Origin of the sequence: Shimia sp. NS0008-38b (assembly GCF_040370365.1) — a bacterium.
Taxonomy (GTDB): Bacteria; Pseudomonadota; Alphaproteobacteria; order Rhodobacterales; family Rhodobacteraceae; genus Shimia.
Genome location: NZ_BAABWQ010000003.1, coordinates 300,500 through 317,496, shown reverse-complemented (window position 1 = coordinate 317,496; position 16,997 = coordinate 300,500). Strand labels below are relative to the sequence as shown.

General features: G+C 51.9%; 17 protein-coding genes and 1 tRNA gene. 2 read left to right on the top strand and 16 right to left on the bottom strand.

Annotated elements, in window-relative coordinates; genetic code table 11:
* The first annotated feature begins 102 nt into the window (after positions 1-102).
* Positions 103-3,543 carry a pyruvate carboxylase gene (locus tag ABWV47_RS13560; RefSeq protein WP_353312677.1) on the top strand — a complete coding sequence of 1,147 codons (3,441 nt, stop codon included), beginning with the start codon at positions 103-105 and terminating at the stop codon, positions 3,541-3,543.
* A gap of 84 nt (positions 3,544-3,627) precedes the next feature.
* On the opposite strand, the gene ABWV47_RS13555 is transcribed toward ABWV47_RS13560, so the two are convergent.
* The 3 genes from ABWV47_RS13555 to lipB all read right to left on the bottom strand — a co-directional run bounded on the left by ABWV47_RS13555 (position 3,628) and on the right by lipB (position 5,603).
* The gene (locus tag ABWV47_RS13555; RefSeq protein WP_353312676.1) at positions 3,628-4,068 is read right to left on the bottom strand and encodes a c-type cytochrome; all 441 of its coding nucleotides are present in this window, start codon (positions 4,066-4,068) and stop codon (positions 3,628-3,630) included.
* A 167-nt stretch (positions 4,069-4,235) separates the two neighbouring features.
* Positions 4,236-4,736, bottom strand: a complete 501-nt coding sequence (locus ABWV47_RS13550; RefSeq protein ID WP_353312674.1) for a hypothetical protein — start codon at positions 4,734-4,736, stop codon at positions 4,236-4,238.
* Between the two features lie 210 nt (positions 4,737-4,946).
* Positions 4,947-5,603: a lipoyl(octanoyl) transferase LipB gene (lipB, locus tag ABWV47_RS13545; protein ID WP_353312672.1), complete on the bottom strand. Its 657-nt coding sequence runs from the start codon at positions 5,601-5,603 to the stop codon at positions 4,947-4,949.
* A gap of 206 nt (positions 5,604-5,809) precedes the next feature.
* Between lipB and ABWV47_RS13540 the strand changes: the two genes are divergently transcribed.
* Positions 5,810-5,896 (top strand) — tRNA-Leu (locus ABWV47_RS13540).
* Positions 5,897-6,243: 347 nt separating this feature from the next.
* Here ABWV47_RS13540 and ABWV47_RS13535 read toward each other — a convergent pair.
* The 13 genes from ABWV47_RS13535 to ABWV47_RS13475 form a co-directional block, all read right to left on the bottom strand.
* Entirely contained in the window at positions 6,244-6,810 is a 567-nt protein-coding gene (locus ABWV47_RS13535) for a chemotaxis protein CheD (protein WP_353312670.1), read from the bottom strand.
* 236 nt (positions 6,811-7,046) lie between these two features.
* Positions 7,047-8,249, bottom strand: coding sequence for a PAS domain-containing protein (locus ABWV47_RS13530; protein ID WP_353312668.1), 1,203 nt, complete (start codon positions 8,247-8,249; stop codon positions 7,047-7,049).
* 47 nt (positions 8,250-8,296) lie between these two features.
* Positions 8,297-8,641: a DUF8776 family protein gene (locus ABWV47_RS13525; protein ID WP_353312666.1), complete on the bottom strand. Its 345-nt coding sequence runs from the start codon at positions 8,639-8,641 to the stop codon at positions 8,297-8,299.
* A 26-nt stretch (positions 8,642-8,667) separates the two neighbouring features.
* The gene (locus ABWV47_RS13520) at positions 8,668-9,054 is read right to left on the bottom strand and encodes a response regulator (RefSeq protein WP_353312664.1); all 387 of its coding nucleotides are present in this window, start codon (positions 9,052-9,054) and stop codon (positions 8,668-8,670) included.
* Positions 9,051-9,950 (bottom strand): CheR family methyltransferase, encoded by a 900-nt coding sequence (locus ABWV47_RS13515; protein ID WP_353312662.1) that lies wholly within the window; start codon positions 9,948-9,950, stop codon positions 9,051-9,053. Before ABWV47_RS13515 ends, ABWV47_RS13520 begins: the two co-directional genes overlap by 4 nt.
* 5 nt (positions 9,951-9,955) lie before the next feature.
* A complete protein-coding gene (locus tag ABWV47_RS13510; RefSeq protein WP_353312660.1) occupies positions 9,956-10,426 on the bottom strand; it encodes a chemotaxis protein CheW in 471 nt (156 codons plus the stop codon).
* A complete protein-coding gene (locus ABWV47_RS13505) occupies positions 10,419-12,632 on the bottom strand; it encodes a chemotaxis protein CheA (protein WP_353312658.1) in 2,214 nt (737 codons plus the stop codon). Before ABWV47_RS13505 ends, ABWV47_RS13510 begins: the two co-directional genes overlap by 8 nt.
* Before the next feature lie 13 nt (positions 12,633-12,645).
* Positions 12,646-13,011, bottom strand: a complete 366-nt coding sequence (locus tag ABWV47_RS13500; protein WP_353312656.1) for a response regulator — start codon at positions 13,009-13,011, stop codon at positions 12,646-12,648.
* Entirely contained in the window at positions 13,008-13,310 is a 303-nt protein-coding gene (locus ABWV47_RS13495; RefSeq protein ID WP_353312654.1) for an STAS domain-containing protein, read from the bottom strand. Before ABWV47_RS13495 ends, ABWV47_RS13500 begins: the two co-directional genes overlap by 4 nt.
* A 405-nt stretch (positions 13,311-13,715) precedes the next feature.
* On the bottom strand, positions 13,716-14,357 hold the full coding sequence (locus tag ABWV47_RS13490; RefSeq protein ID WP_353312652.1) for a DsbA family oxidoreductase: 642 nt from the start codon (positions 14,355-14,357) through the stop codon (positions 13,716-13,718).
* A 75-nt stretch (positions 14,358-14,432) separates the two neighbouring features.
* A complete protein-coding gene (locus ABWV47_RS13485) occupies positions 14,433-15,362 on the bottom strand; it encodes an AEC family transporter (protein ID WP_353312650.1) in 930 nt (309 codons plus the stop codon).
* A gap of 28 nt (positions 15,363-15,390) precedes the next feature.
* Complete coding sequence (locus ABWV47_RS13480; protein WP_353312648.1) at positions 15,391-16,194, bottom strand: MBL fold metallo-hydrolase; 804 nt, start codon at positions 16,192-16,194, stop codon at positions 15,391-15,393.
* A complete protein-coding gene (locus ABWV47_RS13475; protein WP_353312646.1) occupies positions 16,191-16,997 on the bottom strand; it encodes a TatD family hydrolase in 807 nt (268 codons plus the stop codon). The genes ABWV47_RS13480 and ABWV47_RS13475 overlap by 4 nt, the downstream gene beginning before the upstream one ends.

Genomic DNA, 16,997 nt, shown 5'->3' with positions numbered 1-16,997 from the left:
ATCTTACATGTTTACGCAGTCCTTGGTATTGCGCGGCAAGGGCCGCCTACCTTAAGGCCTAGACACACACTCGGACAGACACCAGCAAGGGGGAGCCTGCCCATGCCCGAATTTTCAAAAATACTCATTGCCAACCGTGGCGAAATCGCGATCCGTGTGATGCGCGCTGCCAACGAGATGGGCAAGAAAACCGTGGCCGTTTTCGCAGAGGAAGACAAACTTGGCCTCCATCGCTTCAAAGCTGACGAGGCCTATCGCATCGGTGAAGGCTTGGGCCCTGTTGCCGCATATCTGAGCATTGATGAAATCATTCGTGTCGCCAAAGAGTGCGGCGCAGATGCGATTCACCCTGGGTATGGTTTGCTATCTGAGAATCCGGATTTCGTAGACGCCTGTGCTGCAAACGGGATTACGTTTATTGGTCCTAAGGCCGCGACGATGCGGGCGCTTGGTGATAAGGCATCAGCCCGTAGAGTTGCTGTGCAGGCGGGTGTTCCAGTGATCCCAGCTACGGAAGTGCTTGGTGACGATATGGATGCCATCAAAGCTGAAGCTACAGAAGTCGGCTACCCGCTGATGTTAAAGGCATCTTGGGGTGGCGGCGGACGCGGCATGCGTCCAATCTTTGGCGAAGACGAACTGGAAGAGAAGGTTCTAGAGGGCCGCCGCGAAGCAGAAGCTGCTTTTGGCAATGGCGAAGGGTATCTCGAAAAGATGATCACCCGCGCCCGCCATGTTGAAGTGCAGATACTAGGCGACACCAAGGGCAATATCTATCACCTGTATGAACGTGACTGCTCTGTTCAGCGTCGCAACCAGAAAGTGGTAGAACGTGCGCCCGCACCTTACCTATCTGAAGCTCAGCGGGAAGAAATCTGTGAATTGGGTCGCAAGATTTGCGCTCATGTGAACTATGAATGTGCTGGTACCGTTGAATTCCTAATGGATATGGAAACCGGCAAGTTTTACTTCATCGAAGTGAATCCTAGGGTTCAGGTAGAACACACTGTGACCGAAGAGGTTACAGGCATAGACATCGTTCAGGCACAAATCTTGATTTCTGAAGGCAAATCGCTGTCAGAGGCCACAGGGAAATCCAGCCAATATGACATTCGCCTGAATGGTCACGCACTACAAACTAGAGTCACCACAGAAGATCCGCAAAATAACTTTATTCCGGACTATGGAAGGATCACGGCCTATAGGTCAGCGACCGGAATGGGCATTCGTTTGGACGGCGGTACGGCCTATGCGGGCGGGGTCATCACCCGCTACTATGACTCTCTGCTCACCAAAGTCACTGCCTGGGCGCCAACCCCAGAGAAAGCCATCGCGCGTATGGACCGTGCTTTGCGTGAGTTCCGTGTGCGCGGTGTGTCAACGAACATTGCCTTTGTTGAGAACCTGCTGAAGCATCCGACGTTTTTGAACAATCAATACACAACGAAGTTTATTGATGAGACCCCGGGGCTATTTCAATTCGCCAAGCGTCGGGACCGGGGCACCAAAGTGTTGACCTATATCGCCGACATATCGGTGAACGGTCACCCTGAAACCACGGATCGGCCTTTGCCTGCTGCGGACCTCAAAGAGCCTATTCCGCCTGCCAAACATGGTGAGATATTGCCCGGCACACGCAATTTGCTGGAAGAGCAGGGTGCTCAGGCGGTGGCGGACTGGATGAAGGCCCAGAAAAAGCTTTTGTTAACTGACACCACAATGCGTGACGGTCATCAATCTCTGTTGGCCACCCGCATGCGTTCAATCGACATGATAAAAGTCGCGCCAAGCTACGCTGCGAACCTGCCGAAGCTCTTCTCTGTTGAGTGTTGGGGGGGCGCGACCTTCGACGTGGCTTATCGTTTCTTGCAAGAATGCCCTTGGCAGCGTTTGCGCGACTTGCGTGCCGCGATGCCTAGCGTAATGACGCAGATGCTTCTGCGAGCATCCAACGGCGTGGGCTACACAAACTACCCAGACAATGTTGTACAGGCCTTTGTAAAGCAAGCCGCTGCCACAGGGATCGATGTATTCCGCGTGTTTGATAGTCTGAACTGGGTAGAAAATATGCGCGTCGCCATGGATGCGGTTGTCGAGAGCGGCAAGGTTTGCGAAGGCACGATCTGCTATACAGGTGATCTTCTGGACCCCAACCGTTCTAAGTACGATATCAATTACTATGTTGAGATGGCGAAAGAACTCGAAGCGGCAGGGGCACATGTACTGGGCCTGAAAGATATGGCAGGTTTGTTGAAACCGGCCTCGGCGCGTGTGCTCGTCAAAGCTTTGAAAGAAGAAGTAGGCCTTCCGATACACTTCCACACACACGATACCTCTGGCATCGCTGGAGCGACTATTTTGGCTGCTGCTGATGCGGGGGTTGATGCCGTTGATGCGGCAATGGATGCATTCTCCGGAGGCACATCTCAACCGTGTTTGGGATCTATTGTAGAAGCGACCCGAAATACAGATCGCGATACCGGTCTGGACATCAAGGCCGTGCGCGAGATTAGTGATTATTGGGAAGGTGTTCGTGCACAATACACAGCCTTTGAAAGTGGCTTGGCTGCCCCTGCATCTGAAGTATATTTGCACGAAATGCCAGGCGGCCAGTTCACAAATCTAAAGGCCCAAGCACGCAGCCTCGGTCTTGAAGAGCGCTGGCATGAGGTCGCTCAGACCTATGCCGATGTGAACCAGATGTTTGGTGATATCGTCAAGGTAACGCCTTCATCCAAAGTTGTTGGTGACATGGCTTTGATGATGGTCAGCCAAGGACTAAGCCGCCAAGACGTTGAAGACCCGGAAAAAGAATTGGCATTCCCGGACTCAGTGGTCGATATGATGCGCGGCAGTCTCGGCCAACCGCATGGCGGATTTCCTTCTGCGATCATTGACAAGGTTCTCAAAGGAGAAAAACCTAATACGGAACGTCCAGGGAAACACCTGAAGCCCATTGATCTTGAGGCCGCGCGGGCGGAGTTGTCTGCTGAGTTGGAAGGCTTCACTGTCGATGACGAAGATCTCAATGGCTATCTAATGTACCCGAAAGTGTTCCTGGACTATATGGGCAGGCACCGGCAGTACGGTCCTGTCCGCGCCCTTCCAACGCGCACCTTTTTTTATGGCATGGAGCCGGGTGAAGAGATCACTGCTGAGATCGATCCAGGCAAAACGCTGGAAATCCGTCTTCAGGCACTTGGTGAAACGGACGAGAACGGAGAGGTCAAAGTTTTCTTCGAACTCAACGGTCAGCCACGTGTTATCCGCGTGCCAAACCGTCTGGTGAAGTCGGCTACGGCATCTCGTCCCAAGGCTGAAGTTGGCAACAACAACCACATCGGCGCGCCGATGCCGGGCGTGGTCGCTTCTGTGGCCGCCATCGCCGGTGCGGAGGTTAAAGAGGGAGACTTGCTCCTGACCATCGAAGCCATGAAAATGGAAACAGGGATCCACGCGGATCGCGATGCAGTCGTAAAGGCAGTTCACGTGACGCCCGGCGGCCAAATCGACGCCAAAGATCTTTTGGTAGAACTTGACTAAGCGCTAGGTGCTAATCGACACATAAAAAGCCCCGCATCAGTATGTCGATGTGGGGCTTTTTACATCAAAGAGAAGTTTTTAAACTTAGTCTGTTTTCTCTTCTTCTGCGGCGTCTTCAATCACAGTAGCAGGTGCTACTGAGACGAGATAAGCGACAACATCCTCGCCGCCCTTTTTCAACTTGAAAGACATTTTGGATTTTTTAGCGTAGCCATTGTCGCCAAGCCAAGCTTTGGGGTCGATGACATAAGAGGCCAATGCCTCCTCTGTCCATACGGCCTCTGCATCTTTCGCCTCTAGAAGACCCGCACCATATTTGAAATCTTCAGAGCCAATAACACGGCCTACCACACCGTAAAGATTAGGCCCTGTTCGTCCACCTTTGTACAAGACATCACCTTCGGGATTGACGATTGAATGGCATGCCTTGCATTTTTTGAACCCTTTTTCACCGGCTTCTGCGTCACCCTCTGCGAACGCTGTGGAAGCGACCAAAAATGCCACCGTGGCTACTAAAAACTTCATGGGGTTACCTCTATTGTGGGTATTGCTAGATGCGTTTCCTTCGCGAAGTCTCAGCCAAAGTGTCTGGATGTGCAAACCAATTCGAACACGATTACCCGCTGGATCCCGAACCGCGACGATCGGGCGCGGGTCAACAGTGTTCCCGAAGATGGAGGGTCTAGGTGGATTTAGAATTTGAAACGCAGACGCAAAGCAGCCTTGGTATTTTCTAAGAAATCACCATTTTGAGCATTTCCGGAAGTGTTCTGGAACAATTCAAAATTGACGGCCAGACCACGTTCCAGAGAGCGCTCCACGCCAAACCCGACAACTGACGTCGGACCAGAGGCGCGTGCCACGCTATTGGCGTCAGAGTGTAAGCTCTCGTCAAAGAGCCCATAAATGGTGGCTTGTTCGACTTCCAAGCGGATCAAATCACGAAGGCTTTGGCGTTTGGTGTTCGCAGGCGAAGCGTCGTTCGTGTCGTCTAGGTGAAAGTCGTTTGTGCTTTTGTTTTGAAAGGTAATGCGTTCAACGAAATCGTGCAATCCAATCAATAGAGAAGGCTGAGAGGGGGCATTGGTCCCTTGATCCGTCACCTGCGGTATGTTTTCCGCAAAGGCGTGTAACGGCGCCTGTGAAAGCAAGGCCGAAAGAATGACAAGTGATGCAAGTCTTTTAATGGACATTGGGCCTTCTTCCTTCGGCAGAGGCAGTTTTGGACGATCCTTTGAGAAGACTATCGAAAGGCAACTGTCCAAACGTGCCGATTAACCACAAGAATAGGGCTCCCTTGGTTAATTTTTTATTGCGGCATCAATGCCTCAACAGAACTATTGTGTAGTTGTAGGTGGTGAATGGGCCCACATTGGGGAAATTCTGCGGCAAACGGTTGGGATTCAAGCACTGGGTCCAAAGACTTTATCGAAACACTGTTTTAGAGCGACATCAACGTCCTCCAAGCAAACTGGCAAACCAAGATCGACCAATGATGTGACGCCATGTTCGGTTATTCCGCAGGGAACAATACCGCTAAAGTGTTCTAGGTCGGGTTCCACATTGATGGATATGCCGTGAAAGCTCACCCAGCGTTTCAGGCGAATTCCAATGGCCGCGATTTTGTCTTCGGCCTTTTTGCCGTCGGGGCGCCGCGGTTTGTCGTCGCGTTCGATCCAGACGCCGACACGACCAGTCTTGATTTCACCATGCACATTGAATTCTGCAAGTGTGTCGATAACCCAAACTTCGAGCTGCTCTACAAATTTACGGATGTCCCTGCCGCGCTTGTTCAGGTCGAGCATCACATAAACCACACGTTGGCCTGGTCCGTGATAAGTGTATTGCCCGCCTCGTTTAGCGTCATATACGGGAAACCGTTCGGGGGCTGTGAGGTCTTCTATTTTGGCGGAAGTGCCTGCGGTGTATAGCGGTGGATGCTCTAGCAGCCAAACACACTCTTCTGCGCGTCCTTGCGAGATTTTTTCGACACGGTTTTCCATGAACTGCAAAGCTGTTTCATAGTCGACCAAAGTGTCGCTGTGGATCCATTCGACCATGTATTTGCTCACACATCTAGATTTGTTTTACAAATAGAGTGGCAAGGATAAATCTACAACGTTAGAGAAATCTTGTGTGCAAAAATCGGACTTCACCATTTTTTGTAAGATGAAATATTTCCTCAAAAAAAAGCGGGCTCGACGCATTTTTTGACTTCACATCCTCTCTGAGCCCCTGTATCAGCCCCTCACCCATCAGGGCAAGTGCGGTCGTGGCGGAATTGGTAGACGCGCAGCGTTGAGGTCGCTGTTCTTTAACCGGAGTGGAAGTTCGAGTCTTCTCGACCGCACCATTTCACATTTTGATGTGATTTTTTAAATTCTTTATATTTTGCGTATGCTTGCTGGGTCTGGGCGAGTTTTACGATACTTTGTCGGCTTGGAAATGCTTCCGATCATCGGGCTTTCTGAATGATCTCTCTCGTGGCCTGAATAACCGAAACATCCATGTCTTCAGGGACTAAGTGCAATTTTTGCTTCGCTGAATTGTTTCACCTAAAACCGAGAAATTTGCACGAGAAGGTTCAAGCAGTTTACGCCAACTACATTACGCGTTTCAGGCCCCACACAAAGGGGCCTGGGTTCATGCGCGGGTGGGTTGCGTCTGCCTTGCGTTGGGAGCTCAACCGATGTTCGTCCATCAAAAGAGTTGAACATCTCCGATACTGTCGTCGACTTTCGGTTTGCGTGGTGTCGGTTTCTTGGTGACTTCGTCTTCCAACAGCCGCGTGTCTTTCATGAAGCGGCGCTGGATCCTTCCACCGACCGGCCAAAACCGGAGGTTTCGTCCTCGCTGCCCGCCCAGGCAACAATCGACTAGTTCAAAACCTTCGTTTTTTACAAACCAAGTTGCGAATTCAGCGTTTTTCGTCCCGATATCGATACGACTGTTGAACATCTTTGCGCCACCTAAGAGCTTAACGCGCAGTCGGTTGCGGTTCGCACCCGCTTGGATCAATCCGTTTACGAGGAGTTCCATTGCATGCACACCGTGGCTCATCGCACCCGCGGACGCCCCCTCGTTTCCGGGCAGTAGAAAATGGTTCATACCACCGACACCGGATGTTTCGTCCCACATACATGCCGCCACACAAGATCCAAGGATGGTGGTCATCACCACTTGACCATCGCTTGAGACTTGGACGTCTCCTTGCAAGAGAGGCTGAACTGTGTAGCCTTTGATGGCTTCTGCTTCACTGATACTCATGGCGGGTTCCGTTACTTCGAGTTGGCTTTTGAGCGGATGCTGCTTCGTGGCGACATTCTTGTGGGCGCTCGGTCACTTGAAATTCTTCCCGGACTTGATCAGGCAGAATCTTTGATGCTTTTCCAACCGAGAGGCGTTGGCATTTGTTTTCCAAGACTTAATTTGCATCTTTGACACTATGTATTTTGGGCTATCGGGATTGGGTCGCGATTTCTCGAACTCGTTTGGCGCGCATGCTAAATTGATGCTCCCTTTTGCATAATCTGGGAGGCCTTAGCGGAAAGATCAGCCAAATGGCGATCAGTATTATCGTGAAAGTTTTCCAGACGTGCGATGATGCCGTCCAAGCCGCTATCCACATCGCGCATACGCCCGCTTTCGACTTTGCAAAGCAGTTTCACAACATCCAAGCCGTTGATTCGGCGCCGCAAACTGCGGCAGATATCGGGAATGGATTTACCAATTGACCCAATTTCGTTGAGACGCGTACGGCTTTCTTGGCTAAGACGCGTATGATGCTCGTTCAGCAACGCTTTGCCGTCCGCCTGTGACCCGCTGACTTCAACAACGGAGGCTAGAGCTTCGCTTAGCAACTGCGACATTTGTAGAGAGGCTCTGCCCTGCGTCACAGCCAAATACATTTGAGTCAACGCACCGTTTTCGGCGTCATGCAACCGGCCGACTAGGCCATGCATTTCCTTTGCCATGGCATCGTAGTTCTGCGAGATTGTACCTAGTGCTGCGCCTGCGCCCTCCAGGCGGCCTGCCAGAATTCGTAGGTTGACGGGTTCGCCTCGAACACGAGCGAAGCCTTGTTCAATGCTATTTACCAACTCTTGCATTTCTTGGATCAATACGGCCAGATCGTCCATCAAGGTGAATGACGGGGCAAGCTCTGGGACCATAATCCCACGGTCTTTGAACTCTACGTTTATCGCGGCCATGCCATAGCTTTCGACAGTGGGAAAGCCCGCGTCTTTCAAAAGATCCGCAAAGCGTGACGCGCTTTGCTCGGGAGTGAGGCCTGCGGCCTCTTCCTTTAGGAGCTCTGCATAAATGGTCTTTGTGGTCTCAAACAGCTCTGATCCAGGTCGAATTCGCGCAGACAAATAACCAGATTCAGTCTGAGTTATGCTCGCTAAGACCCAATAGTAACCACCTGATTTGGTTCGGTTCTTTACGTAGGCACACATTGGTTTGCCCGCCTTCAGCGTGTCCCACAGTAAATAGAACACACCTTTAGGCATGTCGGAGTGTCGCACCATTTTATGAGGCGCACCGGTCAATTCTTCGCAGCTATACCCGGCAACATCTGCAAACGCTTGGCTAGCAAAACTAATAACGCCACGCTGATCCGTCGCCGAGGTCAGAATTTGCTCAGCGGGGAACCGCACTTCATTTGCTGTGGCGTCCGATCCGGTGCTAGAGATCTTGGTCATGGCATTCATTTTGACATTCCAATTTTTGGTAACTGAGTGAGTGTGACTCAGAAAAGGTTAACGGTGCCTGCATCAGGCGACATGGCTGTTGGCTTTTTGTCATCGCTGAGGCGTGACTTGAGGTAGTCGAGGCGGACACAGTTCTTTAGATCTTGCACATTCAGATCCGGCCCTGACTCTATCATCGCCGACATGTTCGAAAGCAAAACGGCGATGTCATCAAGGTGCTGAAACAAAGCATCCACGCGTTGCAGATCTCTGATCTTGCTTTGGTCTGCTCCCGACAAATCGAGTTCGCTGGTCAAGCTGTCCAAAGCGTGTGCAATGGACGCAAGATCGGCGACATCCTCTGATATTGTCGACAGAACATCTGCAGTCGTGCGAGTGGTCATTTGATCGTCTCCCTTGTGGTGCCCAATTAAAGGGGTCCCACGACCTTCTCGATGCAAGCTTTCAGTTGGGCGGTTTGAAACGGCTTCTTGATGAAGTTGTTCATACCCAGTTTGACACCTTTGTTGATGGTGTCTGGGTCGGCGCGCCCTGTGATCAAAATGAATCCAGTACGAGCGGTGGCCTTGTTGGACCGCATGCCTTCAAGCAGTTGCAGCCCATCCATGCCCGGCATGTTGAAATCCGATAGGACCAAATGCACGGGCTTCGCTGCAAGGCTACGCCAGGCGTTTGCACCGTCGTTTTCCGTACGATAATTCACGACACCCATTTCATCGAGCGCCTGAGTGATCAGACCGCGGCTTGTGGACATGTCATCCACAACCAAGATATGTAGCTTTTCTTTCAAGCTCATTGTGTATTCCCCATGTGCAAAGTTGCATTGGTGCTAGAGCTGCCAACGCGAGAGGTGTCCGTTGAAAAAACGCCTCGCCCAACCATCGTGAACAGTTCGGCATGTTCAGGTCCAATCCCTTCGGAATGACCCAGGAAAAGAAGCCCATCTTGGCAAAGTTGTTCGCCAAATCGGCCCCAAAGACGGCTTTGAGTTGGTCCATCAAAATAGATCGCAACATTGCGACACATGATGATGTCAAACTTACCTTTGAACGGCCAATCACCGTGCAAATTCAGCCGGCGAAAGCTGATCAAGTTGCGCGCCTTGTCGCATACAGAGAGGCGGTCTTTTGCACCCTCGTGAGCGACAAAGTACTTGTCGCCTTGACCGTTTGGTAAGCCCGACGAAGAGGACGCAGGATAGACGCCACGCTTGGCATTGGCCAAAATCTCCGTGTCGATGTCGGTCGCCAAGATTTTTACGTCGAGGTCGCCCGCCTCTGGGCAAGCATCCAGAACACTGAACGCCAATCCATAGGGCTCTTCGCCGCTTGAACAGCCTGCAGACCAAATTCGAACACGCTTGCCGCTACGGGCCTTTGCCATCAAGTTTGGCAGGACCTCATTTGCCAAATGCTCGAAATGATGCCCTTCACGGTTGAAGCGCGTCATATTGGTCGTATAGGCACTTACAAAACGCGTCTGTTCATCATTGCCTTGAGGCGACAACATGAAGTCGATGTAGTCACCCACAGCGTCGTAGCCAGTGGCGCGCAAGCGCTTGGAAAGCCGAGACGCAACCATCGTCCGCTTGTGCGGTTGAAGATCGATTCCCATCATCTCCCGCACCAACTCTGCAATACGGGCAAAGTCCGCGTCGCTTATTGTGCCTTCTTCAAGGTTTTTTTGCGCCATCTGTGTCATGCTGCTGTCAGAGTTTCCTGGGGCATAATCTGATGAACGTCGATCGCCCGAACGATGGTTTCTTCCAGAGTATAGACACCCCGGATAAAGGCCGTTGTTTTGGTCGACGAAACTTCAGGTGTCGGCTTCATTTCCTCTAGGTTAACGGTGATGATGTTGGAGACCGCGTCCACAAGGAAACCGACGCTCTTTTCATCGATATGAGCAATGATAATGACATGACGCGATTCAGGGATTGTCTTTCCAAGGCCAAGGCGCATGGAGAGATCGATCACTGGAAGTACAGCACCGCGTAGGTTCATCATGCCCACGACATAGTCTGGCGCATGTGGCAGCGTTGTCGTGTTGGTCCAGCCACGGATTTCCAAGACATGGCCAATGTCCAGACAGAACGCCTGTTCGCCAATTGTAAATGACACGATTTCCATGCGGTTGTCGGTCTTTTCAAGGGTTGCTTGTTCAGACATAAGAGTTCACCTCTGTGAGTTCGGACCCCTTGCGTAGTCCTGGATTGCCGTTACCTGGCGACGGGATCATTTGATCCGTATCCACGATGAGGGCGATTTTGCCGTTTCCGAGGATGGTCGCTGCCGCGATGCCGGGAATGGTTTGGTAGTTTTGTTCCAGACCTTTGATCACGACTTCTCGCTGCTCAACGATGCCGTCGACCGCCAAAGCCGACCTGCGCCCGGATTCCCCTTCAATCAAAAGCAATGATTGATTGTTGAAGTTCTTAAGTGGAGACCGGAAACCCAATGCTTCGCCAAGATCCACAATAGGGAGCATAGAGTCGTTGACTGACAGACCTCGATCACCATCACAGAAGTCGTGAATGTTTGCCTGGCCTGGTTGTAGTGTTTCTCGCAGAGCCACAGTGGGGACCACCAAAGATTCACCGGCCACTTCGATCAACATGCCTTCCATGACCGCAAGTGTGAGCGGCAACGAAATAGTAATCGTTGTGCCTTTGTTGGGTTCGGACTGCAAATTGATACGACCGCCAAGCGCTTGGATTTCAGAGCGTACGACGTCCATGCCCACTCCGCGTCCCGACAGCTGAGATATCTCGTCAGCAGTTGAAAAACCTGGTCGGAACAAGAGGTTGTCGATATCGCTGTCGGTGAGGTCATCTTCTGGACGCACCAGGCCTTTTTCTTCGGCTTTTTGGCGGACTTTGACGCGGTTCACACCGGCACCATCATCAGACAAAGAGATAACAACTCGACCAGAGCGGTGCGCAGCTTCCAATTTGATTGTGCCCATTTCCGGTTTGCCAGCGGCCAAGCGATCTTCTGCTTTCTCCAGGCCATGGTCGACAGAGTTCCGGATCATGTGCGTCAGTGGTTCCACCAAGCGCTCTGTTACGGTCTTGTCGACTTCTGTGGCTTCTCCGACCATTACAAGGCGAGAGGTCTTGCCAGCTTGACGAGAGGACTCTCGCACAATTCGGCTCATTCGCTGGAACAGCCCACGAACAGGTTGTGCACGAATCGCCATCACGCTCTCTTGAAGCACGCCTGACAGCGTTTTCAATTGACCAATGGCCTCGCTGACTGCGCTGTTGGCAGACACCGGGAGTTCGTTCATCGACTGTCGCAACATGGCTTCGCTTATGACCAGCTCTCCCACCAGGTTGATCAGACGATCAACACGATTGAGATCCACACGGATGGTGCTGTTGCGCGGTTCAGAGGACTTTTTTCCGCCGTCTCCGCCCTTGGCCTCCTGTTTGTTGGCCTTCTCAACCTTTTCGGCCTTTGGAGCTTTAGCAGGACTCTTTTGGGCTATGGGTTTGGCAACAGGTTCCGGTGCTTTCGCAGCTGGTGCGGGAGCCACGACCAGTTCAGAGGCCTCTTCTTCGGCCATCATTTCAGAGATTTCCAGCGTACATTGACCCTCAACAAACTCAAAAATCTCACGAATGGTACCTTCGTCAATGCCATCATCTGGGCGCAAGGTCAGCGTCCAAGAAATAGAGGCTGGTGCGTCCTGAAGGCTCTCAAGTGGTGCAACAGCGCTGCAATCGGCCTCGATGGTAAGGTCGCCCATTTCACCAATGGCTCGGAAAAGCAGGGCAGGATCATGCCCGCGCGCATAAAGAGCGGAGTCAGCTTCGAATTTTACCACAAATTGGCTATTGCCATCTGAAGTTTCCCCCAAAGGAGGCAAACCTGGCAAATCGGGGAGACCTGAGTCGTCTCCACCTAAGTCGAGGCCTATGTTGACTGACAAGGCAACGAAGTCATCTTCGGAGACTTCGTTGGCGTCTTCATCTTCCGCACCAGTTGTGCCATTGGCTGCCTGAGTTGTTTGTTTCAACTCCGCCAAAACGGCAGCGCCATCGGTTTCAGGAAGGTCATTGTCGTCACGCGCTGCATCCACAAGATCGTTCAGGTGATCGAAACCTGAAAACATCAATGCGGTGATCGTCGGATCCACGGCCAGTTTATCGGAACGCAGGTCATCCAGAACGTTTTCAAACGCGTGGGCAAATTTGATTAGACGGTCAAGGCCAAAAGCCCCGGCGCCACCTTTGATGGAATGCACGGAACGGAACATCGAATTGATGGTTTCCGCATCCGAGTTTTCGTTCTGGAGATCATCCAGACCGGTCGACAAAACCTCAAGAAGGTCGTCGCATTCCTCAAAGAACATGTCACGAAGATCGGACATCACTCAGTTCCTTTCAGACAACCAGACGGTTAATAATTGCGACCAGCTTTTCAGCGTCAAAAGGTTTGACGATCCAACCGGTTGCACCGGCGGTGCGTGCTCGCTGTTTCAATTCTTCGCCACTTTCTGTGGTCAGCACCAAAATAGGCAGCGACGCGCATTCTGGCCGGGCGCGAACGCCTTCAATCATGCCGAAACCATCAAGGCGGGGCATATTTATGTCTGTGATCACGAGGTCCGGATCCGCGCCGGATAATTTGTCCAGACCATCGACGCCGTCTTCTGCCAAATCGACATCAAACCCAGCATCGGTCAGAGCTGTTTGAATCATCGCACGCATAGTGCGTGAATCATCAACGGCAAGAATCTTGGTTGTCATGCGTTGCCCCTTTCAACAAGACAGTCATGGGGCAGGCCGAGCCGCTCCATACCTTTTAGGAAATCTTCGGATGGTTGCTTCAATTCAAACGGAAGGCCGCGTGCTTTCCATTCGGCGCGAGTTGCCAAAAGTAGCTCAGCACCGGCACCGCCAAGAAACTCAACATGGAGAGCATCCAGCGCCAAAGGTTGTCCACGCGACGCTTCGATGGCGAGGCGCAGTTCTGAACAATGAGCGAAATCCAGCTGCTGTGGCAGTGCGATGCAGTCTGGTTGTGGAGTTGTGTTTTCTGTATTCATGGTTTGCTTCAATACCGTTGTCGGACTGGCTGATCTGAGGCAACGTAATGCGCTAGCCATTAACACGCCGTTACTCGTCGCCTAAGCTTGGAGCGAACTGCAAAAAAACGACCAGATTCATTCGTTTTTTCGACGTCTGAAGGAGACCTAAAATCCCGTATGGTACTGAATGTTTTGATGTTTAAGTGCCGCCGTGGTCCGGCGCGGAATAAACTCAATCAACTTCTTTGTTTGGTGAAGCGACTCTTAATTTTTGGAGCTAGGAAAATCATTTCACAGTGAAGACCCCAAACTTCGGGTCTTGGAATCACTCGCTGAAAGACAGCGAGTCTCAGGTTTTTGGGCGGCAAAGTTTTGTATGGCGCCTTGCCATAGAGAGATCAGCCTTAGAACTGATGTTGCTGATCAGCCTACGGAGATGGTTTGCAAGATGTTTGAAAACGTCTCGATGCCCTGAGCGCCAGATGTGGCGTGCTTTCCAGCAAAAATCATCGTTGGGACTCCTGACACACCACGCGATGTCCAGAACCGCTCCTTTTCTCGAACAAGCGACGCAAAGGTTTGTTGCTTGAGAACCTGTTCTGCCTCGTTGGTGTCGAGCGTGAGATCTTTGCACACCTCAAGAAGCACTTCTGCATTGCTCACGTCCTGGCCATCTTCGAAGTAAGCTTTGAACAGCGCCAATTTCAGTTTATGAGTTGCGCCGCTTTCTGACGCCCAGTGCAGAAGTTGATGTGCGTCAAAGGTATTGTAGATTCTACTTTCATCTGACCAGTTGAAGGTGATGCCAAGACTTTGACCAACCTCAGTCAACTGAATGCGGGCATTCTGAGATTGTTTCGTAGTTGAACCGTATTTGCCTATGATCTGCTCTTGGAGATTTTGCCCCTCTGCAGTCATCTCCGTATTTAGCTCAAATGGATGCCAATATGGGGCGATCTCGATACCAGTCTGCTCAGACGCTGCGCGTAGTTGTTGGTATCCTACTATGCACCAGGGGCATACTACATCGGAGACAATATCTACACGCAATGGTTCTTCGGTCATGGGGCTGTGCTCCTGAAGTTGCAAAGTCGAAGCTGTGTTGCACGTGGTGATGTTTCAAGTCACGCTTGCGTGACTTCACGGTAGAACACCCAGCCAAATCCAAACTGTAAGCACAGAAGCCGCAGTGCCGATGAGCACGGTAGAGGCTGCAACCCGAAGCCCTCGGCCATACATACTCGCGAACAGATAGCCGTTTATTCCTGGTGCCATCGATGAGGTGACAACCACGGAACGCATATTTTCAGTTGAGATGTTCGAAAAAGTCCCAAAAGCGTAAGTCAAAGCAGGGTGCAGCCCCAACGACAACGCGCAACAGAACAATATTGTACGCGTATCGCCCTCTGGACGGTAGCGGTATAATACGCCTCCCATACCGAAAAGAGCGGCGGGCAAGGCCGACGAGGCCAGTAGATTGACCGCATGAATGGCAGGCTCAGGGAGGGGAACGCCGCCGATGTTCACAACGAAGCCCAGACCGATTCCCAGGATCAGTGCATTGGAGAACATGGCTTTGAGAACCTTCGGCACGATACGAATTTTTGAGGTGTGCCGGGCGCGCATGATCTCCATCGTCGCAATACCTAGACCGTAACAGAACGGGGCGTGGATTGAGATGATCGTGTAGTTTCCGGTCAAACTGTCGGCGCCGTAAGCGCGCTCCATGATCGGCAGCCCAAGCAGCAAAGAATTCGAGAAGAGACAGACAAACCCGATTGCCGTGGCATCTTCCCAGTCGCGTCCAAACAGGAATTTCGCACCCATCATGCCTGCTAAAAAACAGATCGTCGCAGCGCTGTAAAAACTGCCCATCATGGCGAGGTTGTATTCTGCGGCTAAATCTAGATTTGAGATCGCTCTGAACAGCAGCATAGGGATTGCAAAGTTCGTCGCAAATCGCATGAGGCCGTCGACATTGGTGGCCGAGAAATAGCCCCGCCAAGCAGCAAGGTAGCCAAACCCGATCAAAATAAAGACCGGCATAACGACAGAGATCAGCGTTTGCATTCGAGGTGCTCGACGTTCCTAATCTGCATCACAGATCGAAAGAAATTTTCATGCCGTCAAAGGCGGGAAGTACATTGTCTGGCGTTTCACTTTTTACTGTGTCGTAGTCCAGATCTATGTGCATGTTGGTGAGAACTGCCTGCTTGGGTGTCAGTTGACGTATCCACTGTAGGCTTTGATCTAAATGTGCATGTGTCGGATGTGGCGTGCGGCGCAGGGCGTCCACAATGAAACAATCCATCGCTTCAAGATTTGACCATGACTCCTCATAGATATTTGAAACGTCAGGCATGTAAACGACGCCGTTGACGCGAAATGCAAGAGCGTCGATGCTTCCATGATCCACCCGAATGGGGGTGAATGCAATGTCACCGCCTGGCCCGGAAATCGTGAAGTCGGAATCACCAATTGTATGCAGTTCCAGAATTGGCGGATAAGGAGAGTCCTTTGGCTGCACAAAGGCGTAGCCGAACCGAGACAGAAGATCGTTTTGCGTCGCGCCGTCTGCCCAAACAGGCACCCGTTGGCGCATGTTAAACACGACCATACGCAAATCGTCGATGCCGTGCACATGATCTGCGTGGGAATGCGTGTAAACAACAGCATCCAATGCACCTACGTTTGTCGACAAAAGCTGGTCGCGCATGTCCGGTGATGTATCGATCAGTACGGTGGTTTTTTTGCCGTCCGTGTCTTTCTCAACAAGTAGAGAGCATCGACGCCGCCGGTTCTTTGGGTTGGTTGGATCACACTCCCCCCAATGTCCCCCGATCCGAGGAACACCTCCTGAGCTGCCGCAGCCCAAAACTGTGAATGTCAACCGCGCGCTCATGCGGCGCTGACCGCCAGAGTTGCTTTGGAAAACAGACGTTGGAAATTTTGCTGCGTTTGCGCTGCGAACTCCGGATAGGTAACGCCAAACACGTCTGCGCCCACTCTTGCCGTCTTCTCTGTATATGCGGGTTCATTCCGTTTGCCGCGAAAGGGTGGTGGCGCAAGGTAGGGGGCGTCGGTTTCGACCAAAATTCGATCAAGAGGTGCTGCAGCAAATATATCGCGTACTTCTTGGGAACGTGGAAAAGCGGCAATGCCCGACATAGACAAGTAAAAGCCCAGGTCCAACATCCGTTTGGCGAGTTCTGGTCCGGAACTGTAGCAATGCATAACGCAGCCAAACCCGCCTTGCGCGTGTTCTTCGCTTAGTATGCGCGCCATATCATCGTCGGCGTCACGACTGTGAATGATCAGTGGCAGACCTGTCTGACGCGCCGCCTCGATATGGATGCGCAGCGATGCTTGTTGCACGTCTTTGCTGTCGGCCGTGTAGTGATAATCGAGCCCAGTTTCGCCAATGCCGATCATTTTGGGATGCTGGGCCATTGCGACAAGTTGCTCGACAGTTGCCATTGGCTCATCTGCAGCACTCATCGGATGTGTGCCTGCGGCGTAAAAGACAGGCGCGTGGGCCTCGGCAATTGCTCGCACGCTGGGTTCATTTCGCAACTTGGTGCAAATGGTTACCATGCGGGTCACGCCCACGTCGGCGGCGCGTGCGATAATGTCCTCAAGTTGCCCTTCAAAGTCGGGGAAATCCAAGTGACAATGGCTATCGGTGATCTCAGGGAAATTGGACAA